A 25,443-nucleotide genomic window follows, 5' to 3' on the forward strand; every position below is an offset into this window, starting at 1 on the left:
GTGTCAGTCCCTCACCAGCGGGGCGCCGGCGTCACGCCACGCGACGATCCCGCCGGACAGGCTGCGGACGTCGGGGTGGCCCATACGGGTCAGCAGCGCCGCGTACCGGGCCGACTTCTCGCCGACCGGACAGGCCAGCAGCACCGGCTGCCGCTTGCTGAACGGCAGGCCGCCGCGCACGAGTTCCTCGAACAGCTCGTCGGTGATGTTGACCGACCCGTCGATGTGCAGCGCGGCGTACGCCTGCGGCCCGCGCAGATCCACCACCAGCGGCCGGGGAGCGCCGTCCTCGATCCACCGCCGTGCCTCCGCCACGTCGATCACCGCGGCCTCCGCCCGCACCTCCGCGTCGGACAGGGCCGACGCCGAGTGCCGGCGGGCGGGCCGGCCCAGCAGCTCGGGGCGGCGCTGCCGTACGTACCCGAGGTAGCTCTCGGCGCGGTCGCAGACGATGAAGACCGCCGTCCGCCGCTCGCCCTCCGCCAACTCCGCGTCAAGCGGGCGGAGATGGCGTACCGCGCCGTGGAAGGCGGCGCCGCCGGTGGGGCCGGTCAGCACTCCGCAGCGGCGGATCAGGGTCAGCATCCCGTCGATGGCCTCGTCGGCGGTCACCGACTCGATCGTGTCGTACGTAGCCGGGTCGAACAGCCCCACCTGGTGCACCTCGTCGATGGTGCGGATACCGGGGATGAAGTCCGACTTGTGGGCGACGAGGCCGACCACCCGTACACCGGGGTCGTGTTCGCGCAGGACGCGGGCCACGCCGGTGGAGGAACCCGCCGTGCCCACGCAGGCCACGAACCAGTCGGGGGCCCGGCCGTCCAGGTCCTTGACGATCTCCGGACCGGTGCCCGCAGCGTGGGCCTCGATGTTGCGCGGGTTGAAGTACTGGTCGGTGTGCAGATACGTGTCGTCCGGGCCGGTGAGGGTCTGGTGGAAACGGGTCAGCGGGTCGTCGGTGTCGGTCGGGTCGAGACACTCGCTCTGCCCCGGCAGCTCCTCGATCTCCGCGCCCAGCAGCAGGAGCAGGTCCTTGATCTCTGGCACCCGCATCCGGTTGGTGACGCTCTTGAAGCGCAGCCCGTGCATTCCCGCGAGCAGGGCCAGGGCCTTGGCGGTGTTGCCGCTCGACAGCTCCACGACCGTCGCGCCGCGTTCCGCCGCCGAGGCCAGATCGGGCCCGGCCATGTGCCAGGCGGCCCGGTCCTTCACCGAGCCGAACGGATTGAGCATCTCCAGCTTGGCGTACAGGTCGATGTGGCGCAGACCGTGCACGGCCGGGTCGATCCGCACCAGCGGCGTGTTGCCGATGGCCTCCGTGATGTTGTCGTACCTCATGAAACCGGTCCACCCGCTTCCGTGATCGGCCAGTACTCCTCGTCGAGACGCCACCTCCAGGAGTCCCGCTCCCGGGTGACGGCGACCGTGCGGGCGAGCGGCTGCCGCTGCGCACGGTGGGCGTGGAAGTCCATCGCGTATCCGGCGGTGTTGGCGAACGCCAACAGGTCGCCCACGGACGGCGGCCGGGGCAGGTGGACCTCGCGGCGGGTGATCAGATCGGCCTCCAGGCAGAGGTTGCCCGCGAGATAGACCCCCACCGGCCCCTCGTCGGCGTCCGTGGGCGCTCCCGGGCGGGGGACGAGGACCGGGTCGACGAGCACCCCGTGCTCCTCCAGGCTGACGTCACCGGCGTTCATGCCGAGCCGCACCAGCAGGCCGCCCGAGTCCGCGTCGGCCCGGCGTACGTCGAGGACCCGCGCCAGCGTCAGCCCGCACTGGTCGACCAGGGCCCTGCCCGGCTCGACGGCCAGGTCGTAGAGGTGCTCCAGGAGCAGGGTGGCCGCCGGGCGGCCCGAGGCGGGGGCGGGGTGGCGGAGCAGTTCGTCGAGGTAGCCGGGGCCCGCGGTGGGGCGGTGGGCCGGGTAGAGCGCCGGTGCCCCGCGCAGGGTGCCGCCCTCGTTGCGCAGCCCGTAGCCGTGGCCCCGCCACGTCAGGGCGGGGCGGGCGCCGAGCACGGCCTCGGCCAGCTCGGTGGTGTAGCGCTCCCACTGGGCGGCGTCGGCGACGTACCCGACGCCGAAGCCGCCGCCGATGTCGATGACCCGCGGGTCCAGGCCGCGGGCGCGGCACGCGTCCATGACGGCGACGCAGGTCTCCAGCGCGACGGCCTTCTCCGCGATGCCGGTGGTGTCCAGGTGGTAGGCGACCCCCGTCAACCGGACCGCGTCCGCGTGCCGTTCGACCGCGTCCACCAGCAAGTCCACCTCGCGCACGGGCGAGCCGAAGCGGCTGCGCCGGAAGAGGACCCGGGTGCCCGACGCCGCGGACGGGGACGACTCGAACTCGGACAGCCGCAGCAGGACATCGACGCGCGGCAGGTCGTACTTCCGCACCAGGGCGGCCAGTTGGTCCAGCTCGGCGGGGGAGTCGAGGTTGACGCGGGCGCCGGTGCGGGCGGCCAGCCACAGGAACTCGGGGTCCTTGGGCCCGGTGGCCATGATCCGGTCGGGGGTGAAGCCGCACTCCAGCGCGTGCCGCAGCTCGCCCAGCGAGGCGACGTCGACACCCACCGCGGCCGGGTCGGTCGCCGTCAGCCGACGCACCAGGCTGTGCGCCTGGTTGGCCTTGTGCGCGTAGTACACCCGGCCGCCGAGACGGTGGTCGCGGTAGACGGCGCGGAAGCCGGCCGCGTTCTCCGCGATCCGGTCGGGCAACAGCACGTTGAGCGGTGAGCCGAGCGAGTCGGCGAGCATGTGCAGGAAGGGCGCGGCTTCCAGTAACGCGTCGAGCGGTGGTTCCAGTCGTGGTCGCAGATACAAAGGCGTACGCACGGCAGGCGGCCCCCTCTGGTGTGCACCGGCGATGGCGGCTCCCGGCAGTCGAGGACCGCCGCGGTCGTGGAGTACCGGCAGGCCTCACACAGCCGTTCGGGGATCATCATTTCCCGGCGAATGTCCCTTTAAGCCCGGGGATGCGCCCTGGTCTCCGCCATCCTGAGGTCCGGGAGGCGCCGTCCGGCGACGGGTTCACGCCGGGGTGCCCGCGGGGCGCGGGGCGCCGCGCACGGTGGCGACCGTGCCGTTGGCGCATGCGACGTGCGGAACCGGGAGGGGGACACCCACAGGGTTCCCCTCGGACGGCAGGCACACCCTGCCCCGGCCGTCCGCCGGCCGTCGGTCGACCGGCGCCGACCGGGGGCGCACGGTGGCGGGTCGCGTCGCTCCGCGTGTTCCCGGTGGACCGGACGGAGCGCCGCTCGCTTTGATGGGGGTGGCGCGGCCCCCGCGCCGCCCGGGGGGTGAGCCAACCCCCACCGCACACGCGCCGGAGTGGAGCTGCCATGGTGACGGATCGGTACGGCAACCCCCTGTTCGAGTGCACCGCCGAGGGTGCGGCGCATCTGGACCGGGCCGTGGAGGGGCTGCTGTTCTTCCGCCCCGAGTTCCCCACCGCGGTCGCCGACGCCGTCGCGGCATCCCCCACGGCACCGCTCGCCCAGGCGTTCTCCGCCTACCTGGGCGTGCTGGGCACCGAGCCGCGCGACGCCGCCGAGGCCCGCCGCCGCTTCACCGCGTACGCCGCCGACCTGGACCGCTCGGCGCTGCCCCGCCGGGAACGCATGCACCTCGCGGCGGCGGAGGCCTGGCTCGGCGGCGACATGGGCACGGCGGCCCACGTCCTCGAAGAACTCGTCGTGGAGCACCCCCGCGACCCGCTGGCCCTCGCCGTCGGCCACCAACTGGACTTCTTCAGCGGCGACGCGACCCGGCTGCGGGACCGGATCGGCGGGGCCCTCCCGGCCTGGGACCACGACGACCCCCACCGGGGGCCCCTGATGGGCATGTACGCGTTCGGGCTGGAGGAGTCCGGACACTACGACCGCGCTCAGGAGGTCGCCCTGGCCGCCGTGGAGCGGAACCCCCGTGACGTCTGGGCCATCCACGCCGTCGTCCACGTCCACGAGATGCGCGGCCGGTTCGCCGACGGCATCGACTACCTCGACGCGCGACTCGACGACTGGGCGAGCGGCACCCTCCTGACCGTGCACAGCTGGTGGCACTACGCCCTCTACGCGTTGGAGGCCGGCGACATCGACACGGCCACCCGGATCTACGACGCCGTACTGCACCACAAGGACTCCAGCGGGTTCGTCATGGAACTCCTCGACGCCGCCTCCCTGTTGTGGCGGTTCCTCCTCGCCGACCTCGACCAGGACGCGCGCTGGCAGGCCCTCGCCGACGCCTGGGCGGCCCGCGCCGACCCGCCGTACTACGCCTTCAACGACGTGCACGCCGTCATGGCGTTCGCCGGTGCGGGCCGACTGGCCGAGGCTGACGCGTTCCTCGCCGAACGGCGCCGCTGGCTGGAACACCACGACGCCCACCGGACCACCAACCACGTGATGACCGCCGAGATCGGGCTGCCGGTCGGCGAGGCGCTGGTCGCGTACGTCCGGGGGGACCACGAGACGGTGGTCGACCTGCTGTGGCCGCTCCGCCGCCGCGTGCACACCTTCGGCGGCAGCCACGCGCAGCGGGACGCCGTCCAGCGCACCCTCCTGGAGTCGGCCCTGCGCGCCGGACGCGCCGACCTGGCCGGCCGGCTCCTCGGGGAGCGCGCCGGACTGAGTCCGCACAGCCCCTACAACTGGCTGGGCCAGGCCCGGCTCGCCGAAACAGTCGGCGAGGCCGGCCGCGCCGCCGTCGCACGCGACACGGCGAACGAGCTGGCCGCGCCCGCCGCGACCCGGCTGAACCGGCATCTGCACCGGCCGTATCTCGCCCGCACCCCCTGAGGGCCGCCGCTGAGGGTGCGCGGCCGTGTCGCGCCCGCACTCCCTGAGGGGCCGCCCCGTCAGGTCGCGGCGTCGGCCCACCCCAGGCCGTCCTCCGACGTCACCAGACCGCCGGGCCGCAGCGGCGCCTCCTCCTCCAGCGGCCCGCCGAGGAGACCGCGCTCCTGGAGCACCGCTCCCTCGTGGAAGGTCTGCCGGAACGCCGTCGACTCGTACAGCGGATTGCGGTGGCCGTCGGAGTCGGGGAGACGGCCCACGACCCGGTCGAGGTCCGAGGAGGCGGCGGTCAGCCGCGCACCCGCCTCGGCGGGCGCGGCGAGCGCCGCGTCCCCGGACGCCAGCCCGCCCACCAGCTCCACGAACGCCTCCAGCTCCGTCGCGCCGACGTTGGTGACCTTGCGGGCCTTCCAGAAGTACGACCGCTCGTCCTGGTGCAGGTCGTAGAACGACATCAGGAACTCGTAGAACAGCCCGTACTCGTGCCGGTAGCGGGCCTCGAACTCCCCGAAGCAGCGGGCCTCGTCGAGGGTGCCGTCGAGCGTGCTGTTGATCGCCCGGGCCGCCAGCAGGGACCCGTACGTGGCCAGGTGCACACCGGACGACAGCACCGGGTCGACGAAGCAGGCCGCGTCGCCGACCAGCACCATGCCCGGCCGCCACAGCCGGGTCTTCCAGTACGACCAGTCCTTGCGCACCCGGACCTCGTCGTAGGGGGCCTCGCCGGCCTGCGGGGCGCCGTCGACGAGGTCCCGTATCTCGGGGCACGAGTCGATCAGCCGCCGCCAGGCCGCCGTCGGATCGCCCTGGACCGCCGCCGCGTGCTCCCGGCTCACCACCGCGCCCACACTGGTCAGTTCGTCCCGCAGCGGGATGTACCAGATCCAGCCCTCGTCGAAGGTGGCGCAGAAGATGTTGCCGTCGTTCGGCTTCGGCAGCCGCCTGCCCCCGGCCACGTACCCGAACACGGCGATGTTCCGGAAGAAGTCGGAGTACGTCCGCTTCCCGCCGACGTGCGGGTGGATCCGGCTGGTGTTGCCCGAGGCGTCCACGACGTACCGGGCCCGCGCCTCGCGGGTCCCGCCGTCCGGCCCGGTCCAGAGCACACCCCGCACCCGCTCCTCGTCGGCGACGACGTCCGAGACCCGGCAGCCCTCCCGTACGTCCACGCCGACCCGGCGGGCGTTGTCCAGCAGGATCGCGTCGAAACGGTTCCGCTCGACCTGGTAGGCGAACGACGTCGGGTCGGACAGCCGCGGGGACAGCGCGAAGGAGAACTGCCACGGGTCCCGGTTGCGGCCCCAGCGGAACGTCCCGCCGCGCTTGAGCTTGAACCCGGCCCGCGCCACCTCGTCCTCGACACCCAGGATGCGGCACACCCCGTGCACCGTCGACGGCAGCAGCGACTCCCCGATCTGGTAGCGGGGGAAGGTCTGCTGGTCCAGCAGGAGCACCCGGTGGCCGCGCAGCGCGACGGCCGACGCGACGGTGGACCCGGCCGGGCCCCCGCCCACGACGATCACATCGAACTCCTCCGACGGCGTCTCGGATCGCGTGACAGTCACTGGTCTCCTTCAGGGGTCGACACCGGCGGGGCGGCGGGGGCGGGGATGGACGGGGGAGGCGGGGGAGGGGCGGCGGGGGTCGGTCCCGACAGGGTGCTCTGCGGCCGTGGGGCTGCGACGTCCGTACGGTCGAGCGAGCGGAGCCAGGCGCGGACGGCCGCCACCGTGGCCGGGGCGTGTTCCCTGGTGAGCGAGAAGTGGTCGCCGGGGACGTCGACCGTGTCGTGCGGCAGCGGCCACGACGTCCGCCAGTCTTCCCCGTCGGCGCCCGCCGCCATCCGCGGCGTCGGCTGCGTGGCCCGGACCAGCAGGGTCGGGGCGGCGACGGGTTCGGGCTCCCAGTCCATGAACATGCGCGTGTACGCGCCCATCGCGGCGACGGCGCTGTCGTCGTCCCCGGTCGACGGGCCCCCGGTCAGCCTCGGGGCGAGGGCGGCAGGCAGCGCCAGCAGCCACTCCGTGCCGCGGTTGTCCCGGTCGACGCGGTACGTGTCCAGCAGGACCAGGCCGACCGGGGCCGCCCCCATGGTCTCCAGCCGCCCGGTCACGAGGTGTGCGACGGCGCCTCCGGTGGACGAGCCGACGACCACGAAAGGCCGGTCGCCCACCAGCCGCAGCACCGTCTCGGCGTGCGTACGGGCCAGGGTCCCCAGGTCGTCCGGTACGGCCGGACCCTCGTCGACACCGGGATGCCGTACCTCCCACACGTCCAGGTCGCCCCGGAGGCAGTCGTGGAAGGCGGCGGCCGCGCCGCCCGGCCCGGGGAAGGAGGGGTGGTAGCCGTCGAGGAACACCACGACCGGGTCGTCACCGGAGCCCACGGCCCGCCGCAGCGGCGGCAGCGCGTGCCGCCGGGCACCGGACGCGTCGAACGTCGGTACGGCCCACGACGCGGTGACCAGCATGTGCATCGCGGCGACCACCTGACCCGCCTCGCACACCCGCCGGTAGAGGGAGGAGAGGCTCTGCACGGGGCGTGCGCTCGACGGCTCGGGGCTGCCGGGGAGCGCCGTTCCGGGAGTCGCCTCCGGCGTCCTGACGGGGGCCGGGTCGGGGTTCGTAGCGGGGGCCGCACGGGATGCCGTACCGAGGTTCGCGCCGGGTGCCGGACCGGGGGGCGCACTGGGTGCCGTCCGCGTCGGCGCATCGGGCTCCCCGGCGGCCGTCGGCGGCTCCGGGAGGTCGTCGAGGAGGTCCAGCACATGGCGGGCCAGGCCGTCGGCCGTGGGGTGCTCGAACACCACGGCTGCGGAGAGCCGGAGCCGCAGCGCCAGGCTGAGCCGGTTGCGGACCTGCACCGCCATCAGCGAGTCGAAGCCAAGCTCGTCGAAGGTCCTGCCGACGGGCAGAGCGTCGGCGCTCGGATACCCGAGCACGGCGGCCACGTCCGCCCGCATCAGCTCGGTGAGCGCCTCCGCGCGCCGGGCGGAGGGCAGTTCGGCCAGGAACGTCCGCCAGGCGCCCGGCTCCAGCATCTCCGGGGCGTCGGCGGATGCCCCGGCCCCCGTTCCCGTGCCCGCCCCCAAGCCCGAGTCCGAGGCCGCGCTCGCCTCGGCCACCGGCCGACGGGGACGCGACAGCCCCCGCAGGGGTGGGGGCAGCGGGCCTCGCGCGGACCGCAGGGCGCCCCGGTCCAGCCGCATGGGCGCCAGGACGGGTCCACCGTCGCGTACCGCCGCGTCGAAGAGTGCCAGGCCGTCCCGTACGGAGAGGGCGCGCAGCACGTCACCGCTCCGCGTCGCCGCCTCCCTGAGCTGGGCCTCCCTGGGCAGCGCAGACGCCATGCCTGCGTCGTGCTCCCAGGGGCCCCACTCCAGGGACAGCGCGGGCAGCCCCTGGGCGGCGCGACGCTGGGCGAGGGCGTCGAGGACGCTGTTCGCCGCCGCGTAGTTGCCCTGGCCGGGGCGGCCCAGCAGACCGGACGCCGACGAGAACAGGATGAACGCCGACAGCTCCAGATCCCGGGTCAGTTCGTGCAGCCGCCAGGCCGCGTCCGCCTTGGGCCCCAGCACCGCCGCCATCCGTTCGGGCGTCAGCCCCGCCAGGACGCCGTCGTCCAGGATCCCGGCCGCGTGCACCACGGCGCCCAGGGCGGGCTCACAGCACCTGACCACCTCGGCCTGCGCGACCGGGTCCGCCATGTCGCAGGCCGCGATCGTCACTTCGGCGCCCAACTCCTCCAGCGAAGCCCGAAGTTCCGCGGCACCGGGTGCGTCCGGGCCCCGACGGGAGGTGAGCAGCAGATGTCGTACACCGTGCGAGGCGACGAGATGGCGGGCGAGTTCGGAGCCCAGCGCGCCGGTGCCGCCGGTGATCAGCACGGTCCGGTCGGGGTCGAAGGGGCTCGGCCCGGACGGCTCACGGAGGTCGGCGGCTGCCGTCCCTACCGCCGGCACCAGCCGCGGAGCCCTCATTCTCCCTTCCCGTATGGACAGTTGAGGTTCGCCCGTGGCCACCGCGGCGGCCAGCAGCCGCTCGGACTCGGGGCGGCCGTCCGTGTCGACCAGCACGACACGTCCGGGCAGCTCCGCCTGAGCGGTGCGCACCAGACCCCATACGGCCGCACCAGCGAGGTCCGGTTCCGGCGCGGTGGCGTCCCGCGTGACCACCACGAGGCGCGAGCCGGATGCCTCCGGGTCGTCCTGCCAGTCCTGCAGGGCACGCAGCACCCGGGCGGTCAGCAGACGCACGGCGGCCGGGGGTGTCTCGGCGTCGGTCGTCGAGGTGACAGCGGTGACGACGGTGGTGTTCGGTGCGACGGTAGGGCCGGTGCCGGTGCCGGTCGTGGTCTCCGTGCCGGTGACGGCGGTGTGCTCGACGGTCACCCAGTCGGGTCGCCACAGTGCCCGTCGCGCCACGTCGAGCGCCGCGTCGGCGGTACCGGCGGGAAGCTGCCGCATGGTCAGGGAGTCCACGCGGGCCACCGGGCGGCCCGTCGCGTCGGCCAGCGTCAACGCGACCGCGTCCGTGGCCGTCCGACGCACCCGTACCCGTAGTTCCGTCGCGCCGGAAGCGTGCAGACGCACACCGGTCCAGGCGAACGGCACGTGGATGGTGGCCTCCGGCTCCGCCCCCGCTCCTGCTTCCGCGGTGAGCAGTGCGGCGTGTGCCGCCGCGTCGAGCAGGGCGGGGTGGAGGCCGAAGCGGTCTGCCTCGTCCAACTCACGCCCGTTCAGGCGGACTTCGGCGTACAGCTCGTCACCGAGCCGCCAGGCCGTCCGTACGCCCCGGAAGGCGGGACCGTAGGCGAGGCCGTCGTCCGCGAGGGTGTCGTAGGCATCGGTGAGGTCGATCTCGGCGGCGCCTCGGGGCGGCCACTCCGTGAGACTGTCAGCGTCCGTCGGCGCGGACGCGGAGGCCGTGCGGGTCAACAGCCCGGTCGCGTGCCGGGTCCAGGTGAGGTCGGGGCCGTCGGCGGCGGCGTCGGGGCGGGCGTGGATGTCGACCGTCCGCCGTCCGGAGTCGTCCGGGGCGCCCACCACGACCTGGACGGGCACGCCGGTCCCCGGTGTCAGGGGCAGGGGCGTCAGGACCACCAACTCGTCGAGGGTGTCGCAGCCGACCTCGTCGCCCGCCCGGACGGCCAGCTCGACGAACGCCGTCGCCGGCACGAGGACGGTCCCGCCGATCACATGGTCGCCGAGCCAGGGCTGCGCCGTGGCGGAGAGGCGCCCGGAGAGCACGGTCCGGCCGGTGTCCGGCACCGTGAACGCGGGCCCGAGCAGCGGGTGCCCGTCGCCCTCCGGCGCGTGGACCGGGAGCCGGGGCGCGTCCAGCCAGTACCGCTGCCGTTGGAAGGCGTACGTCGGCAACTCCACACGGCGTGCTCCGGTGCGCTCGAACACGGTGGGCCAGTCGACGCGGGCTCCGCGCACATGGAGCCGGGCCACGGCCGACAGCAGCGTCTCCGGTTCGGGCTCACCGGCGCGCGTGGCGGCGGTGAAGAGGGAAGCGGTGCCGTTCTCGGAGCCGGTCAGGCAGTCCTCGGCGGACGTGATGAGCGCCGGGTGAGGCCCGACCTCCAGGAAGGCCGACACCCCGTTGTCGCCCAGCCACCGCACGGTGTCGGCGAACCGGACGGGCAGCCGGGCATGCCGCACCCAGTACTCGGGTGAGCACAACTCCCCGGCCTCGGCGAGGCGGCCGGTGACCGCCGAGACGACGGGGATCCGGGGCGGCCTGAAGGTCACCTTCTCGGCGGCCCGGCGGAAGTCGTCGAGCATCGGCTCCACGAGCGGTGAGTGGAAGGCGTGGTCCACCCGCAGCCGTACGGTCCGGCGGCCCCTGGCCTCGAACCCGGCCGCCACGGCGAGCACCGCGTCCCGCGCACCGGAGATCACCACCGAGCGCGGCCCGTTCACGGAGGCGATCGCCACCGGGCGCGGCCCCCGCGTCGAGACGGCGCTCACGTGGCTTCCGGGGGCTGCGCCGGGTGTGTCCTCGAAGTCGGGCAGGGCAGCGAGGACTTCGTCCTCCGTGGCGTGCAGCGCGACCATCGCGCCGCCTTCCGGCAGTCCTTGCATCAGCCTGCCGCGCGCCGCGACGAGGGCCGCCGCGTCGTCGAGGTCCATGACACCGGCGACATGGGCGGCGGTCAGCTCGCCGACGGAGTGCCCGGCCAGGTAGTCGGGGCGCACACCCCAGGACTCCAGCAGCCGGAACAGCGCGACCTCGAAGGCGAACAGCCCCGCCTGGGTGAAGTCCGTACGGTCGAGCAGAGAGGCCTCCAGGGTGCCCGGAGCGGCGGAGAGCACCACGTCGAGGGGTACGTCGAGGCGGCCCTCCAGCGCCCGGCACACCTTGTCGTGAGCCGAGGCGAAGACGGGGTACGCCGACCGCGACTCGGCTCCCATGCGGGCACGTTGGGCTCCCTGGCCGGTGAACAGGAAGGCCGTACGGAGAGCGGGGTCGGCGACGGCCTGTTCCGTACCGGTGACGGCGGTGCCGCTCCCGGTACCGCCACCGGTGCCGGCCGCGAAACCGGTGGTGCCCGCGGCTCCGACAGCTTCCCCGGCTCCAACAGCCAGCGTCTCCAACCCGGCCAGCATCCGGGCCCGTTCACCCGGCGGGACCATCGCCCGGTGCGTCGACGCCGAGCGCGTCACGGTCAGGGAGACACCGACGTCGGCCGGCGACAGTTCGGGCCGCGCGGTCAGATGGTCGGCGAGACGGCGTGCTTGGGCGCGTAGCGCACCCGCGTCAGCCCCGGCGAGCAGCCAGGGGACACGGTGGGCGGCGACGCCGGGCGCGACCGGTGGCCGCGCAACCAGGCGGTCGTCCGGATGAGACGGCGGTGCCTCGGCACCGGAGTCGGGGGCCCCTCCGCCTCCCGCCGCGCCGGACGGCTTCTCGACGCCCGACCGGGCAGTACCGGACGGCTCCCCGGCGCCCGAGCGGGGAGCGTCGGACGGCTCCTCGGCGCCTGAGCGAGGCGCGTCCGGCGGCTCCTCCACGATCACGTGCGCGTTGGTTCCGCCGATTCCGAACGCGGACACGCCGGCCCGTCGCGGCCGGCCCGCGGTGGACGGCCACGGCCGGGCGGCGGTGAGCAGCTCCACCTTCCCGGAGGCCCAGTCGACATGCGGTGAGGGTGTCTCGGCGTGCAGGGTGCGGGGCATCTCCCCGTGCCGCATGGCCTGCACCATCTTGATGACCCCGGCGACCCCGGCGGCCGCCTGTGTGTGCCCGAGGTTCGACTTGACCGACCCCAGCCACAACGGCTCCTCGCGGTCCTGCCCGTACGCGGCGAGCAGGGCACCCGCCTCGACGGGGTCGCCCAGCGTGGTGCCCGTGCCATGGGCCTCCACCACGTCGACATCGGCCGGACGGAGCCCTCCATCGGCCAACGCCCGCTCGATCAGACGCCGCTGGGCCTGGCCGTTGGGCGCGGTGAGTCCGTTGGACGCGCCGTCGGAGTTGACGGCGGAGCCGCGCAGCACGGCCAGGACGGGGTGCCCGTGCCGCCGGGCGTCGGAGAGCCGTTCCAGCAGCACCAGCCCGACGCCCTCAGCCCAGGCGGTGCCATCCGCCGCCGCCGAGAACGACTTGCAGCGGCCCTCGGGGGAGAGCCCCCGCTGCCGGCTGAACGCCGTGAACGGCTTCGGTGTCGCCATCACCGTGACCCCGCCGGCCAGCGCCAGGGAGCACTCGCCCGACCGCAGCGCCGCGGCCGCCCAGTGCAGGGCCACCAGGGAGGAGGAGCAGGCGGTGTCGATCGTGATCGACGGCCCGCGCAGACCGTACACGTACGAGATCCGGCCCGCCGCCACACTGCCGGACGTGCCCAGCCCCAGATGCGCCTCCAGCTCGTGGTGGACGAAACGCGCCGAGTAGTCGGCGTGCATCATGCCGACGAACACCCCGGTGTCGCTCTCGCGCACGGCGGCCGGGGCGATCCCGGCCCGCTCCCACACCTCCCAGGAGGTCTCCAGCAGCAGCCGCTGCTGCGGATCCATTGCCAGCGCCTCCCGCGGCGCGATCCCGAACAGACCCGCGTCGAACTCGGCGGCCCGGTGCAGGAATCCGCCCCGCCGGGTGTACGAGGTGCCGACGCGGTCGGGGTCCGGGTCGTAGAGGGCGGCCAGGTCCCAGCCCCGGTCGGTCGGGAAGCCGGAGGTGGCGTCCCGGCCCTCGGAGACGAGCCGCCACAGGTCCTCCGGCGAGTACACGTCACCGGGGTAGCGGCAGCCCATGGCGACGACGACCACCGGGTCGTCCTCGTCCTCGTTCTCGTCCTCGGTGGCCCCGCCGGTCCCCGGCGCGGTGGCCGACGTCGCGCCGAAGAGGGCGCGGTGCAGGGACCGAGCGAGTTCGGCGGGGCTGGGACGGTCGAAGACCAGCGTGGCCGGGAGCCTCAGCCCGGTCGCCGCGCCCAGCCGCTCGATGAGCGCGACGGCGCCCACGGACGTCAGCCCAAGATCGGTGAACGGCGCCTCGGCGGCGAGGAGTTCGCCCGGCCCGCCCCCGCACGCCTCGGCCGTCTCGGCGAGCACCGCCTCCCTGAGCGCCCGCTCCCGCCCCTCCGGGGGCAGCGACAACAGCCGCCGCCGCAAGGCCCCGTCGGCCGCCGGGATCGCCTGAGGCGAGGTCGCCGGGGGCGGGGCCTCCGAGGGGGAGACCGCCGAAGGCGCGCCGAGCCGCCCGGCCGGTGACTCGGCGGCGGCCCCGGCCGTGGCCTCCGCCGCCACCGGCGCTGCCGCGACGGCGTGCCGGGCGATCTTGCCGGAGGCCGTCCGTGGCACCGCAGCGATCTCATGGAACTCCACGGGCAGCTTGTACTCGGCGAGCCGGGCGCGGCACACCGCCAGCACCCGCCGGGGATCGAACCCGTCCGGTCCGGGGACCACGTACGCCACCGGCACCTCGCCCAGCACGTCGTGCGGTCGGCCGACGACCACGGCGTCCGTCACTCCGGGGCAGTGCAGCAGGGCCTGTTCGACCTCGGTGGGGTGGATGTTCTCGCCACCGCGGATGATCAGTTCGCTGACCCGCCCGGTGAGGCGGAGATGGCCGTGCTCGACCCGGCGGCCGAGGTCACCGGTCCGGTACCAGCCGTTCACCAGGGCCGACCCTGTGGCCTCGGGCCGCTGGTGGTAGCCCGTCATCAGACCGGGCCCGCGGACCCAGATCTCCCCCTCGCCCCCGTCGGTGACGTCGTTGCCGCTCCCCGGCTCGACGACGCGTACGTCCACTCCGGGGATCGGAGGCCCGCAGGAACCGTCGACCGTCGGCCCGTCCGGCCGGTTCACCGCGATCATCCCGCACGTCTCTGTGCTGCCGTACGCGTCGAGCAACCGCGCCCCCAACGCCTGCTCGACCTCGCGGCGCAGCGCCGGGGAACTGGGCGCGCCCGCCACCAGACACGTGCGGAGCCCCACCGGCAGCGCCGCGCCGTCCGCCGACGCCAGCAGCCGGTGGTACACCGCGGGCACCCCGGCCAGCACGGTGTAGGGACCGCCGAGAGCCCCGTGCGGGTGGTGCAGTTCGCGCCACAGTCCGTCGGGGGGCAGGAGATCACCGGTGACGCGGGCGCTCGCGCCGACGGCGGTGACGCCGAGGATCGCCAGGGAGTGCCCGAAACTGTGGAACAGCGGCAGGGGCCACAGCAGCCGGTCCTCCGGAGAGAGACCGAAGATCGGCGCGTAACAGGCGGCCACCGACCACAGGGCGGCCCGCTGGGTCGACACCACGCCCTTGGGGCGGTGCGTCGTACCGGAGGTGTAGAGCATCCAGGCCGGCTCGTCGAGACCGAGATCGTCCCGGGGCGGGTCCTGACCGGGCGCGTCCGCCCCGGCGACGGCGTCGAGGAGAACCGTGCCCTCCGGGGCGTCCGCCGGGACCGTGCCCGGCCCCGTCAGCAGCACGCGCGGACCGGGCGCGTCGGCGGCCGGAATCGTCCGGTGCAGACGTGCGAGCCGCGCCGGGTCGGTGACGACGACGGAGGCGCCGCTGTCCCGCAGGAAATGGGCGAGTTCGGCGTCGGAGGAACGGGGGTTGAGGGGGACGCCCACGGCACCGGCCCGGACGGCGGCGAGCACGGCCTCGACCATCTCGACACGGTTGCCCAGGCAGATCGCGACCCGCTCGCCGCGCCCCAGGCCGGTCCGCGCGAGATACGCGGCGAGTCGTCCGGTGCGCCGCTCCAACTCCGCGTAGGTCACGGTCCGTGCGTCGTCGGCGAAGGCAACGCGGGACGGCGACCGCTCGGCATGCGCCTTCAGCAGCTCCGGCAGCGGCCGTATCAGTCCGTCGTGATGCATATGGCGCCTCCCCGGCCCCGTGGGACCCACCGTCAAGCTCCTTGCGGAGCAACGGCGTTGACCCTAAGGGGCGGAGGCCGAATGTCCGAACATCCGGACCGTCGGCGTTTCGGAGGGCCGAAGGAGCCGCGGACTGCCGGCGGTGTCCCGGACGGCCGGTGTGGCCGGTGAGTCACGCCCGGGGACAGGGACGCCCGGCGACACAGGGACGCCCGGCGACACAGGGACGAGGTGCCGCCGGGGTTCACTGCCTCAGGTGTCGGACACCGCCTAGGACACGCAGCCGACGTGGGCGAGAGCCTGCTTCAACAGGACTCCCTGGCCGCCCGGCATCTCGCTCTGGACCGACGGCGACGCGGCCTCCTGCGGGCTGAACCACACCAGGTCGAGCGCGTCCTGCCGAGGACGGCAGTCGCCGGACACGGGGACGATGTACGCGAGCGCCACCGCGTGCTGCCGGGGATCGTGGAACGGCGTGATGCCCTGCGTCGGGAAGTACTCGGCGACCGTGAAGGGCTGAAGCGAGGCCGGGACTCGGGGCAGTGCCACCGGGCCGAGGTCCTTCTCCAGATGGCGCAGGAGCGCGTCGCGTACCCGCTCGTGGTGCATCACGCGGCCGGACACCAGCGTGCGGCTGACCGTTCCGTCCGGGCCGATGCGCAGCAGCAGGCCGATGCTGGTCACTTCGCCGCTGTCGTCGACGCGCACGGGCACGGCCTCGACGTACAGGATCGGCATACGGGCGCGCGCCGATTCGAGTTCGTCGGACGTCAGCCAGCCAGGCGTGGTTTCGGTCATGTCAGACATTGGCCGATCATACTTTCAACGTCACCTGGTGTGGGCGTAGCGCCGATCACATGCGGCGCACCCGTGTCGTCCGCCGCTCAGCCATGGGCGGCCCACTGGCCCCGGACGTGCCCGAGGTGGCGGGTCATCACCGCTTGGACGGCGGCCTCGTCGCGGTCGAGCAGGGCGTCGAGGAGTTCCAGGTGCTCCTGCGCGGACGCCAGGAGACGGCCCGCTTCGACGAGCGCGGTCAGCCCGTACAGCCGGGAGCGTTTACGCAGGTCGCCCACCACCTCGACCAGATGAGCGTTGCCCGCGAGGGCCAGCAGACCGAGGTGGAAGCGGGTGTCGGCCTCCACGTACGCGATGAGGTCCCCGGCGGCCGCGGCGGCCACGATCTCCCGCGCGGCGGGCCGCAGCGCCTCCAGGGAGACGGGGTCGGCGGTCCGGGCCAGGCCGACGGTGGTCGGGATCTCGATCAGCGAGCGGATCTGGGTGTACTCGTCGAGCTGCTTCTCGGTCACGGCGGTGACCCGGAAGCCCTTGTTGGGCACGGTGTCGACCAGGCCTTCCTTGGCCAGGTCCAGCATGGCCTCGCGGACCGGTGTGGCCGAGACACCGAAGCGGGCGGCGAGCGCGGGCGCGGAGTACACCTGGCCCGGCCGCAGCTCACCGGCGATCAGCGCGGCCCGCAACGCGTCGGCGACCCGTTCCCGGTAGCTGCTCTTCTTGCCGCCGAGCACCGGCAGGGCGGGCGCCGGGGGAGCGGCGCCCGGTGCCGGTGAGGTGGCACCGGTGCGCTGTGGGGCCATGGGGGACATGCGGTCTCTCCTGGAGTCCTGGAGCCCGGAATCCTAGAGGACGAATCCGGAGGGGAACGGGTCGGTCGGGTCGAGCAGGTACTGGGCCGTGCCGGTGATCCAGGCGCGGCCCGTGAAACTGGGCAGCACGGCAGGGACCCCGGCCACCTCGGTCTCGCCGAGGAGCCGTCCGGTGAACCGGGTGCCGATGAAGGACTCGTTCACGAACTCGGCGCGCAGCGGCAGTTCGCCCCGCGCGTGCAGTTGCGCCATGCGCGCACTGGTGCCCGTACCGCAGGGCGAGCGGTCGAACCAGCCGGGGTGGATGGCCATCGCGTGCCGTGAGTGCCGGGCGGTGGCGCCGGGCGCGTACAGATGGACGTGGTGCACGCCGTGGATGGACGGGTCCTCGGGGTGGACGGGTTCCTCCTCGGCGTTGATGGCGTCCATCAGGTCGAGGCCCGCGCGGAGGATGTCGTCCTTGCGGGAGCGGTCGAAGGGCAGCCCGAACTCCTCCAGCGGCAGGATGGCGTAGAAGTTCCCGCCGTACGCCAGGTCGTAGGTGACGGTCCGCCCGTCGGCCAGGGTGATCCGGCGGTCGAGGCCGACGGAGAACGACGGCACGTTCCGGAGGGTGACCGCCTTCGCCGCGCCGTCCTCCACGGCCACCTCGGCGACGACGGGCCCGGCCGGGGTGTCGAGACGGATGGTGGTGACCGGCTCGACGACCTCGACCATGCCGGTCTCGACGAGGACCGTCGCCACCCCGATCGTGCCGTGGCCGCACATGGGCAGATAGCCGGAGACCTCGATGTAGACCACACCCCAGTCGCAGTCGGGGCGGGTCGGCGGCTGGAGGATCGCACCGCTCATCGCCGCGTGCCCGCGCGGCTCGTTCATCAGCAACTGCTTGACGTCGTCCCGGTGTTCACGGAACCACAGCCGCCGTTCGTTCATGGTCGCACCGGGGATGGCGCCGATCCCGCCGGTGATCACCCGGGTCGGCATGCCCTCCGTGTGCGAGTCGACGGCGTGCAGGACGAGCTTGCTGCGCATGACCGTTCTCCTTCTCCCGCGCTCCTTCCGCTTCCGCGCGCGTCACGCGAGCCCCGCGGCGACGGCCTTCTCGGTGGCGGACCGGATCACGGCCTCCTGCTCCGGCAGCAGCTCCACGCGCGGCGGTCGGCAGCGCCCGCCGTGCCGGCCCACGATGTCCATGGACAGCTTGATGGCCTGCACGAACTCGACCTTCGAGTCCCAGCGCAGCAACGGGTGCAACTGCTCGTACAGTCCCTTCGCCGTCGCGAGGTCCCCGTCCACCGCCGCGTGGTACAGCTCCACGGTCGCCGCGGGCAGCGCGTTCGGGTAACCGGCGACCCAGCCCTTGGCGCCCGCCAGCGCGAGCTCCAGCAGCACGTCGTCGGCGCCGATCAACAGGTCCAGTTCAGGGGCGAGTTCGGCCAGCTGGTAGGCCCGGCGCACATCCCCGGAGAACTCCTTCACGGCCCGGATGTACCCCTCGCCGTGCAGCTTCGCCAGCAGTTCCGGGACCAGGTCGACCTTGGTGTCGATGGGGTTGTTGTACGCCACGACGGGCAGGCCCGCCTGCGCGACCTCCGCGTAGTGCGCCAGCACCGAACGCTCGTCGGCGCGGTAGGCGTTCGGCGGGAGCAGCATCACCGACGCGCAGCCCGCGTCCCGCGCCTGCTCGGCCCAGCGGCGGGACTCGGCGGAGCCGTACGCGGCGACCCCCGGCATCACCCGCGAGCCGCCGATCGCCGAGACGGCCGTCTCCACGACCCGCGCCCGCTCCTCGGGCGTCAGTACCTGGTACTCGCCGAGGGAGCCGTTCGGCACGACACCGTCACAGCCGTTCTCGACCAGCCAGGCGCAGTGCTCGGCGTACTTGTCGTAGTCCACGGACAGATCGTCGCGGAGGGGGAGCGCGGTGGCGACGAGGACACCGCGCCAGGGGCGGTTGCCGGTGCGGTTGCCGGTGCCGGTGCCGGTCGAGCGCGCGGAAGTGGTCATCTGCGGGTCCCTCCATAGGGTGTGACATGGTACTGACGGCGTTTCGGACGAGTCGTACCGGACGGGTCGTACGGGCGGCTCTCGACGGTTTCGGACGGGTGGCTTGTCGATGACGGCTCACTCCACGGTCGGCCCTCCCCGCCCCTCGGTCTCCCCGGCCCGCGCCAGCACACCGAGCGGTACGGGGCGTGCGAACGGCCGTCGGGCCACCGTCTCCGCGCACCCTGCGAGCCCCGCGACCGCCGGCCCGCACATCCGCCCCTGGCACCAGCCCATCCCGGCCCTGGTGAGCAGCTTCACCGTCCGGACGTCCCCGGCCCCCAACTCCCCGACGGCCTCGCGGACCGCCCCGGCGGTGACCTCCTCGCACCGGCACACCACCGTGTCGTCGGTGACCTGCTCCGCCCAGTGCGCCGGCGGCACGTACACGGTGTCGAGCGCGGCGAAGAACTCCCGCAGCCGCGTACGGGACGCGGCCGCGGCCGCCCACTCCCGCGGATCCGGCTCCCGGCCCCGGAGGCGGGCCGCCGCCGACCGCCCGGCGACATGCCCCTCGGCCAGGGACAGGGCCGCGCCGCCGATCCCGGTGGCCTCGCCCGCCGCCCAGACGCCCGGCACATCGGTGCGCTGCTCGTCGTCGACGGCCACGCTCATGCCGTCGGCGTCGACACGACAGCCCAGTGACTCGGCGAGGTCGGTGTGCGGAACCATGCCGTGTCCGACGGCCAGCGTGTCGCAGGGAATGCGCCGCTCACTGCCGGGCCGGACCCGCCCCTCGGCGTCCAGCGCGGCGACGGTCACGGCCTCCAGCCGGTCGGTGCCGTGCGCCTCGACCACGGTGTGGCGTACGAGGGTCCGCACCCGGCGGCGCAGCAACTCCACCGCGTACCCGGCCCCTTCGGCTAGTTTGTCCGCCCGGCCCGCGAGCGTCCCCGCCCGCCGGACGAGCGCCTTGGGGTCGGCGGACTCGACCAGCGCGGCCACCCGGACACCGGCCGCCGCGAGCCCGGTCGCCACCGGCAGCAGCAACGGGCCGGTCCCGGCGACGACCGCCGTACGGCCGGGCACCACCAGCCCGCCCTTCAACATGGCCTGGGCGCCCCCGGCGGTGACCACGCCCGGCAGGGTCCAGCCGGGGAAGGGCAGCACCTTCTCGTAGCCGCCGGTAGCGAGCACGACGGCGTCGGCCCGCACCTCCACAGGCTCCTCCTGGCCGGGGCCGAGCAGCGCGTGCACGGTGAAGCGGTCGGGTGCGTCGGCGGGCCGTTGCCCTGGCGTCCCGTCAGACCCCCGCTCCACGCACCACACGTGATGCTCGGGGAGATGGGTGATGTTCCCGGCGGCGAGGTGCCGTTCGAGACCGTCGCGCAGCCGCCGCCAGGACCGCCACTGGTGGTGGAGCGCCTGAGGGCGCCGTGCCCCGAGCGCCGCGGCGGGCTGCCGGTAGAACTGGCCGCCGGGCGCCTCCGCGGAGTCGATCACCGTCACATGGACGCCCCGCCCGGCAGCCGCGAGCGCCGCGGCGAGGCCGGCCGGCCCCGCGCCGACGACCGCGAGGCGCGGCGACGGTCCACCGCGCGGCCCGACCGGTTCAGTGCCCATGCCCCGTCCCCTCCTGCGTGCGAATCACGTCGCCCGGCCGGACCGGCACCAGGCAAGCCCGTTGGTTGGGGCGGTCGTTGACGGTCACCAGGCAGTCGAAGCAGACGCCGATCCCGCAGAACACACCGCGCGGCCGGCCCTCGCCGCGGGTGGTGCGCCAGGACGTCAAACCGGCCGTCCAGAGCACCGCCGCGACCGTCTGACCGGGCAGGGCCTCCAGTTCACGGCCGTCCAGGGTGACGCCGAAGGCGGGCCCCGGTTCGGCGTCCGCCAACTCCAACGGATTCATCCCGCGGCCTCCTCGTGGACGGCGAACCGGTCCGGGCGGAACGGCGTCAGATCCAGGTCCGGGGTCCTGCCGCCGAGCACCTGGGCGATCAACCGCCCCGTCCCGGTGGCGAGTCCGATGCCCGCCCCCTCGTGCCCGCACGCGTGGAACAGCCCCGGCACCCGCGGGTCCGGCCCGATCGCGGGCAGATGGTCGGGCATGTACGGCCGGAACCCGACGTACGTCCGCATCGCGCGCACCCGCTCCAGGAACGGGAACAACCGGGTCGCGCCCGCCGCCAGCGCCCGCACCACGGGCAGCGAGAACGACCGGTCGAAACCGACCCGCTCCCGGCTCGCCCCGATGAGTACCGGCCCGGCGGCCGTGCCCTCGACGACCGGGGAGGTCTGCAGCGCCGCCGAGTCGCTGGCCACGTCGGCCACGTAGTCGGCGGCGTACACCTTGTGCCGCACCACGGGCGGGAGCGGTTCGGTGACGAGGACGAATCCGCGCCGGGGGAGTACGGGGAGGTGGACCCCGGCGAGCGCGGCCAGCTCGCCGCCCCAGGTGCCGGCGGCGTTCACCACGGCCGGGGCGTGGATCTCGCCCCGGTCGGTCCGTACGCCGCGCACGGCCCCGTCGGGCGAGCGCGACACCCCGGTCACCGTGCGGCCGGTGAGCAGGCGGGCCCCCGAGGCCCGTACGAGATGGGCCGCGGCCAGGGTCGGCATGACCTGGGCGTCCTGCGGGTAGTACACGCCGCCGGCGAGGCCGGGCGCCAACTCCGGTTCCAGTGCGTGGAGTCGTCCTGCGGTGACGGTCTCCGCCGCGACCCCGGCGGTGCGCTGCCCGGCCGCGAACCTCTCCAGGGCGGCGAGCCCTTCCGGTGCCGAGGCGACGACGAGCCCGCCCTTCGGGTCGTACTCGAACGCCGTTCCGAGGTCCGGTTCGGAGGCCAGTTCGGTCCACAAGCGGTTCGACAGCAGGGCGAGTTCGAGTTCGGGACCGGGTTCCTTGTCGGAGACGAGGAGGTTGCCCTCGCCCGCCCCGGTCGTGCCACCGGCCACGGGGCCACGGTCCACCACGGTCACGTCCAGCCCTGCCCGGGCCGCGTACAGGGCGCAGGCCGCGCCCACCATCCCCGCTCCCACCACCACGACGTCGCAGGTCAGTCGCTCGGTCACGCCAGTACTATGTCACATGGCGCTCGGGCTCGGAATACCGCGAAGCCGAGCACGACGGTGGCGGGCGGCGGCGGGCTCAGCGCCAGTCGTCGATCACGTAGGCGTCCGGGTGGCTGTAGCCGGGTTCGTTGGGCCTGTGCATGGTCACGCCTTGCAGCCAGGTGCGGAAACCGCGGTCGGCCATGCGCCGGTAGGCGTCCTCCCGGGCCAGGTTCATCCCGGCGTCCAACTGCCCCAGCCCCTTCTCGGCGGCCAGTTGCTCGCACGCGTCCAGCAGGCGTCCGAACCGGTCCGCGGCGCCCGGGCCGGGGCGTACGGCGCCGAACTTGACGAAGCACACGTCCTCACCGGCCTCCGACCCCGCTCCGCAATGGCAGACGGCCAGACCGTCGAGGCCGGATCCGGAACCGGCGCCCTCAAGGAGGATGGTGTCCCCGAGACCCTGCGCCTGCGCGGCGACGATCTCGCGCTCCAGACTCAGGCCCTCGAACACGGACTCCGTCAGCGCGCGGCAAAAACTCAGGGCGTCCGTCCGCCCGGCGGCGGGCAGCTCGCCGTACAGCAGGCGGCCGGGAACGGCGGCAGGGGCGGTGACCTGCTTCTTCATGATGGCGGTCAGGAAGCGGGGCCAGAAACCGTACCGGCGGTAGAGCTCCAGGTGCTTGGGACTGTGCGAGAACGTGAACAGGCCGACGTGGCGGTTCCCCCAGGTGTCGAAGCAGGCCATGACCGGTTCCATCAGGCGCCTGCCGATGCCCTGGTCCCACAGGTCCGGACGTACGGTCAGCGGGCCGAAGTACCCGACGCCACCCCAGTCGGTGGCGAAGTTCGTCCCGACGACCTCGCCCTCGACGGTCGCCGCGAAAGCCGCGTTCGGATCCGCCGCCCAGCGGGTGCGGACGTAGTCGGCGGTCCCGAAGAACGTCTCCGGCTCGGGGAACCCGAGGAAGGTCCCGAAGGCGACCCTGAAGATCTGGTCGGCCCGATCCAGGTCCGGCTGGACCAGCGGGCGGACCGCCACCGGGGCGACACCACCGGTGCGCTGCGCTGCGGACATGCTCGCTCTCCTTTCCGCCCCCACATCCATCGCACCACGGACCCGCGCACCGGGCGAAACGACAGCTCGGTCCGCACGGCAGGCACGGATTCCGCACGCTCCCCGACGACCGGCCGACCGGCCGGGGGAGGGCTGCGAGAGCACGTCCGCCTCGGTACCCGGCCGCCCGCCCCGACACGCCCCTGCCTCGACAGGCCACCCCCGCCTCGACACGCCCCCGCCCCCTGGACCCACCCCGCCCCTGGACCCACCCCGCCCCACCCCGGCAACTCGAACGCCCCGCCCCGCATGCCCCAGACCCCCGCCCGCCCCGACACTGACCCCATGCCAGGACACGCCCCCGGCGCGCGGTCGGGGCCCAGCGCCATCGAGGACTACGCCCTGATCGGCGACCTCCTCACCGCGGCCCTGGTCGCCAAGGACGGCAGCATCGACTGGCTCTGCCTCCCCCGTTTCGACTCACCCGCCTGCTTCGCCGCCCTCCTCGGCGACGAGGAGAACGGCCGCTGGCGCGTCGCACCCGCCGAGGAGACCGACGCGGTGGTCCGACGCCGCTACCGGGACGACACGCTGATCCTGGAGACGGAGTGGGAGACCCCCTCCGGGCGGGCCCTGGTCACCGACTTCATGCCGCCGCGCGGCGGGGACGCCCCCTGTGTCGTACGGATCGTCGAGGGCCTGTCCGGCACCGTGGACATGCGCATGGAGCTGCGGCTGCGGTTCGACTACGGCCGGGTGCTGCCGTGGATGCGGCACAAGGACGGGCAGCTGACCGGTATCGCCGGGCCCGACGCTGTCTGGCTCGGTACCACGGTCCGGCTCACCGCCCACGGCACCTCCCACCGCGCCGCCTTCCGCGTCACCCCCGGCGAGCGCGTCCCCTTCGTGCTCGTCTGGCGCCCCTCCCACCTGCCGGCCCCCGACCCCGTCGACGCCTTCGACGCGCTGGCCGCCACGGACACGTACTGGCGGCTGTGGTTGCGCCGACTGACGTACGACGGCCCCTACCGCGACCCCGTCGCCCGCTCCCTCATCACCCTCAAGGCCCTCACGTACGAGCCGACCGGCGGCATCGTCGCCGCGCCGACCACCTCCCTGCCCGAGGAGATCGGCGGCGTCCGCAACTGGGACTACCGCTACTGCTGGCTGCGTGACGCCGGGATGGCACTGGAGGCGCTGCTGCGCAGCGGGTTCACCGCCGAGGCGGACGCCTGGCGCGGCTGGCTGGCCCGGGCCCTCGCGGGCCGCCCCGAGGACGCGCAGATCATGTACGGCATCGCCGGGGAGCGGCGGCTCACCGAATGGGAGGCCGACTGGCTGCCGGGGTACGAGGGGTCGCGCCCGGTGCGGATCGGCAACGCCGCCGCGGCCCAACGCCAGCTCGACGTGCCCGGCGAGGTCATGGAGACCATCCATCTGTCCATCGGCTGCGGACTGCGCCCGCGCCGCCACCTCGTCGACCTCCAGGCGGTCCTCCTCGACCACCTGGAGCAGGCGTGGACCCTGCCCGACCAGGGCCTGTGGGAGATGCGCGGCACCCCCCGCCACTACACCCACTCCAAGGTGATGTGCTGGGTCGCCTTCGACCGCGCGGTCCGCCTCGCGGAGGCGCACGACCGCCCCGGCCCCGTGGAGCACTGGCGCCGGATCCGGGACCGTATCCACCGCGAGGTCTGCGAGCGCGCCTTCGACCCCGACCGGGGCACCTTCACCCAGTCGTACGGCTCCCGCGAACTCGACGCCGCGCTGCTCCAGATCCCGCAGACCGGGTTCCTGCCGCCCGACGACCCCCGCGTCGTCGGCACCGTGGAGGCGGTACGCCGCGAACTCCTCGCCGACGGCCTCGTGGCCCGCTACTCCGCGGGCGGCCCCGACGCCCCGGACGGCCTCACCGGCGGTGAGGGCGCCTTCCTCGCCTGCTCCTTCTGGCTCGCGGACGCCCTGCTGTCGATCGGCCGCGAGGACGAGGCCCGCGACCTGTACGAGCGGCTGCTCGGCCTGCGCAACGACGTCGGGCTGCTCGCCGAGGAGTACGACCCCCGCGCTCGTCGCCAGCTCGGCAACTTCCCGCAGGCGTTCACCCATGTGCCCCTCATCCGGGTCGCCTACGAACTCGACCGGCACGCCCCCCACGCCCGCCGCGGCCACCCCGAGGCCCCGCCGGGCCCGGGGGAGGGGTGACCGTGCTGGCGACTGCGCCCGGCGACCGCTCCTCGGACACCCACTTGACGCCGGCCGACACGGGATCGACACTCCATGAAGGGTATTTCCTAGTGAACAGGTAGGGAATGATGGGGCGCCTGGAGCCGGTGGTGACTCGTGTGCGACGCACACGCCGGCAGTCCCTCCTGCTGACCTCCCGCCGTCACATCGACCTGCTGCGCGTCTCCAGCGCGACTCACCCCGCCGGCTGAACCGGCGCCCCGCCGCGCCCGCCGTCGACGAGGACGCGTGCGCCCGCGCGCGGCGCGGCCGTCGTTCCGTACGCCCGTGCACCGATCCGCCCGTGCACCGATCCGCCCGTGCACCGATCCGCCCGTGCACCGATCCGCCCGTGCACCGATCCGCCCGTGCACCGATCCGCCCGTGCACCGATCCT

15 protein-coding genes are annotated in these 25,443 nt (G+C 74.1%); 3 read left to right on the forward strand and 12 right to left on the reverse strand.

All coding sequences use genetic code 11. The annotated features are described in order from the left end of the window. Window positions 1-3: 3 nt before the first annotated feature. Both ACZ4Z3_RS14840 and ACZ4Z3_RS14845 read right to left on the reverse strand, forming a co-directional pair. Window positions 4-1,338 carry a pyridoxal-phosphate dependent enzyme gene (locus tag ACZ4Z3_RS14840; RefSeq protein WP_468501313.1) on the reverse strand — a complete coding sequence of 445 codons (1,335 nt, stop codon included), beginning with the start codon at window positions 1,336-1,338 and terminating at the stop codon, window positions 4-6. Beyond that, a complete protein-coding gene (locus ACZ4Z3_RS14845; protein ID WP_468501451.1) occupies window positions 1,335-2,801 on the reverse strand; it encodes a Y4yA family PLP-dependent enzyme in 1,467 nt (488 codons plus the stop codon). The genes ACZ4Z3_RS14840 and ACZ4Z3_RS14845 overlap by 4 nt, the downstream gene beginning before the upstream one ends. A gap of 539 nt (window positions 2,802-3,340) precedes the next feature. Here ACZ4Z3_RS14845 and ACZ4Z3_RS14850 point away from each other — a divergent pair. Next, the gene (locus tag ACZ4Z3_RS14850) at window positions 3,341-4,795 is read left to right on the forward strand and encodes a tetratricopeptide repeat protein (protein ID WP_468501314.1); all 1,455 of its coding nucleotides are present in this window, start codon (window positions 3,341-3,343) and stop codon (window positions 4,793-4,795) included. A gap of 59 nt (window positions 4,796-4,854) precedes the next feature. On the opposite strand, the gene ACZ4Z3_RS14855 is transcribed toward ACZ4Z3_RS14850, so the two are convergent. The 10 genes from ACZ4Z3_RS14855 to ACZ4Z3_RS14900 all read right to left on the reverse strand — a co-directional run bounded on the left by ACZ4Z3_RS14855 (window position 4,855) and on the right by ACZ4Z3_RS14900 (window position 22,844). Continuing rightward, window positions 4,855-6,357, reverse strand: coding sequence for a tryptophan 7-halogenase (locus tag ACZ4Z3_RS14855; protein ID WP_468501315.1), 1,503 nt, complete (start codon window positions 6,355-6,357; stop codon window positions 4,855-4,857). Further along, window positions 6,354-15,116, reverse strand: a complete 8,763-nt coding sequence (locus tag ACZ4Z3_RS14860) for a type I polyketide synthase (RefSeq protein ID WP_468501316.1) — start codon at window positions 15,114-15,116, stop codon at window positions 6,354-6,356. Before ACZ4Z3_RS14860 ends, ACZ4Z3_RS14855 begins: the two co-directional genes overlap by 4 nt. Window positions 15,117-15,386: 270 nt before the next feature. Further along, complete coding sequence (locus tag ACZ4Z3_RS14865) at window positions 15,387-15,914, reverse strand: NUDIX hydrolase family protein (protein ID WP_055541164.1); 528 nt, start codon at window positions 15,912-15,914, stop codon at window positions 15,387-15,389. A gap of 86 nt (window positions 15,915-16,000) precedes the next feature. Then, window positions 16,001-16,714, reverse strand: a complete 714-nt coding sequence (locus tag ACZ4Z3_RS14870; protein WP_468501452.1) for a GntR family transcriptional regulator — start codon at window positions 16,712-16,714, stop codon at window positions 16,001-16,003. 42 nt (window positions 16,715-16,756) lie between these two features. Further along, window positions 16,757-17,758: a proline racemase family protein gene (locus ACZ4Z3_RS14875; protein ID WP_468501317.1), complete on the reverse strand. Its 1,002-nt coding sequence runs from the start codon at window positions 17,756-17,758 to the stop codon at window positions 16,757-16,759. A 42-nt stretch (window positions 17,759-17,800) separates the two neighbouring features. Next, complete coding sequence (locus ACZ4Z3_RS14880; protein WP_468501318.1) at window positions 17,801-18,733, reverse strand: dihydrodipicolinate synthase family protein; 933 nt, start codon at window positions 18,731-18,733, stop codon at window positions 17,801-17,803. Between the two features lie 117 nt (window positions 18,734-18,850). Then, window positions 18,851-20,335: an FAD-dependent oxidoreductase gene (locus tag ACZ4Z3_RS14885; protein ID WP_468501319.1), complete on the reverse strand. Its 1,485-nt coding sequence runs from the start codon at window positions 20,333-20,335 to the stop codon at window positions 18,851-18,853. Further along, the gene (locus tag ACZ4Z3_RS14890) at window positions 20,325-20,624 is read right to left on the reverse strand and encodes a (2Fe-2S)-binding protein (RefSeq protein WP_468501320.1); all 300 of its coding nucleotides are present in this window, start codon (window positions 20,622-20,624) and stop codon (window positions 20,325-20,327) included. Before ACZ4Z3_RS14890 ends, ACZ4Z3_RS14885 begins: the two co-directional genes overlap by 11 nt. Continuing rightward, window positions 20,621-21,787 (reverse strand): NAD(P)/FAD-dependent oxidoreductase, encoded by a 1,167-nt coding sequence (locus ACZ4Z3_RS14895; RefSeq protein ID WP_468501321.1) that lies wholly within the window; start codon window positions 21,785-21,787, stop codon window positions 20,621-20,623. Before ACZ4Z3_RS14895 ends, ACZ4Z3_RS14890 begins: the two co-directional genes overlap by 4 nt. Window positions 21,788-21,863: 76 nt before the next feature. Then, the gene (locus tag ACZ4Z3_RS14900) at window positions 21,864-22,844 is read right to left on the reverse strand and encodes a GNAT family N-acetyltransferase (protein ID WP_468501322.1); all 981 of its coding nucleotides are present in this window, start codon (window positions 22,842-22,844) and stop codon (window positions 21,864-21,866) included. A gap of 324 nt (window positions 22,845-23,168) precedes the next feature. On the opposite strand from ACZ4Z3_RS14900, the gene ACZ4Z3_RS14905 reads away from it, so the two are divergent. Together ACZ4Z3_RS14905 and ACZ4Z3_RS14910 are read left to right on the forward strand one after the other, a co-directional pair. Continuing rightward, window positions 23,169-25,025 (forward strand): glycoside hydrolase family 15 protein, encoded by a 1,857-nt coding sequence (locus ACZ4Z3_RS14905; RefSeq protein ID WP_468501323.1) that lies wholly within the window; start codon window positions 23,169-23,171, stop codon window positions 25,023-25,025. A 140-nt stretch (window positions 25,026-25,165) separates the two neighbouring features. Continuing rightward, window positions 25,166-25,258, forward strand: a complete 93-nt coding sequence (locus ACZ4Z3_RS14910) for a putative leader peptide (RefSeq protein ID WP_338056521.1) — start codon at window positions 25,166-25,168, stop codon at window positions 25,256-25,258. Window positions 25,259-25,443 lie beyond the last annotated feature (185 nt).

This window comes from Streptomyces sp. NPDC030296 (assembly GCF_055572815.1).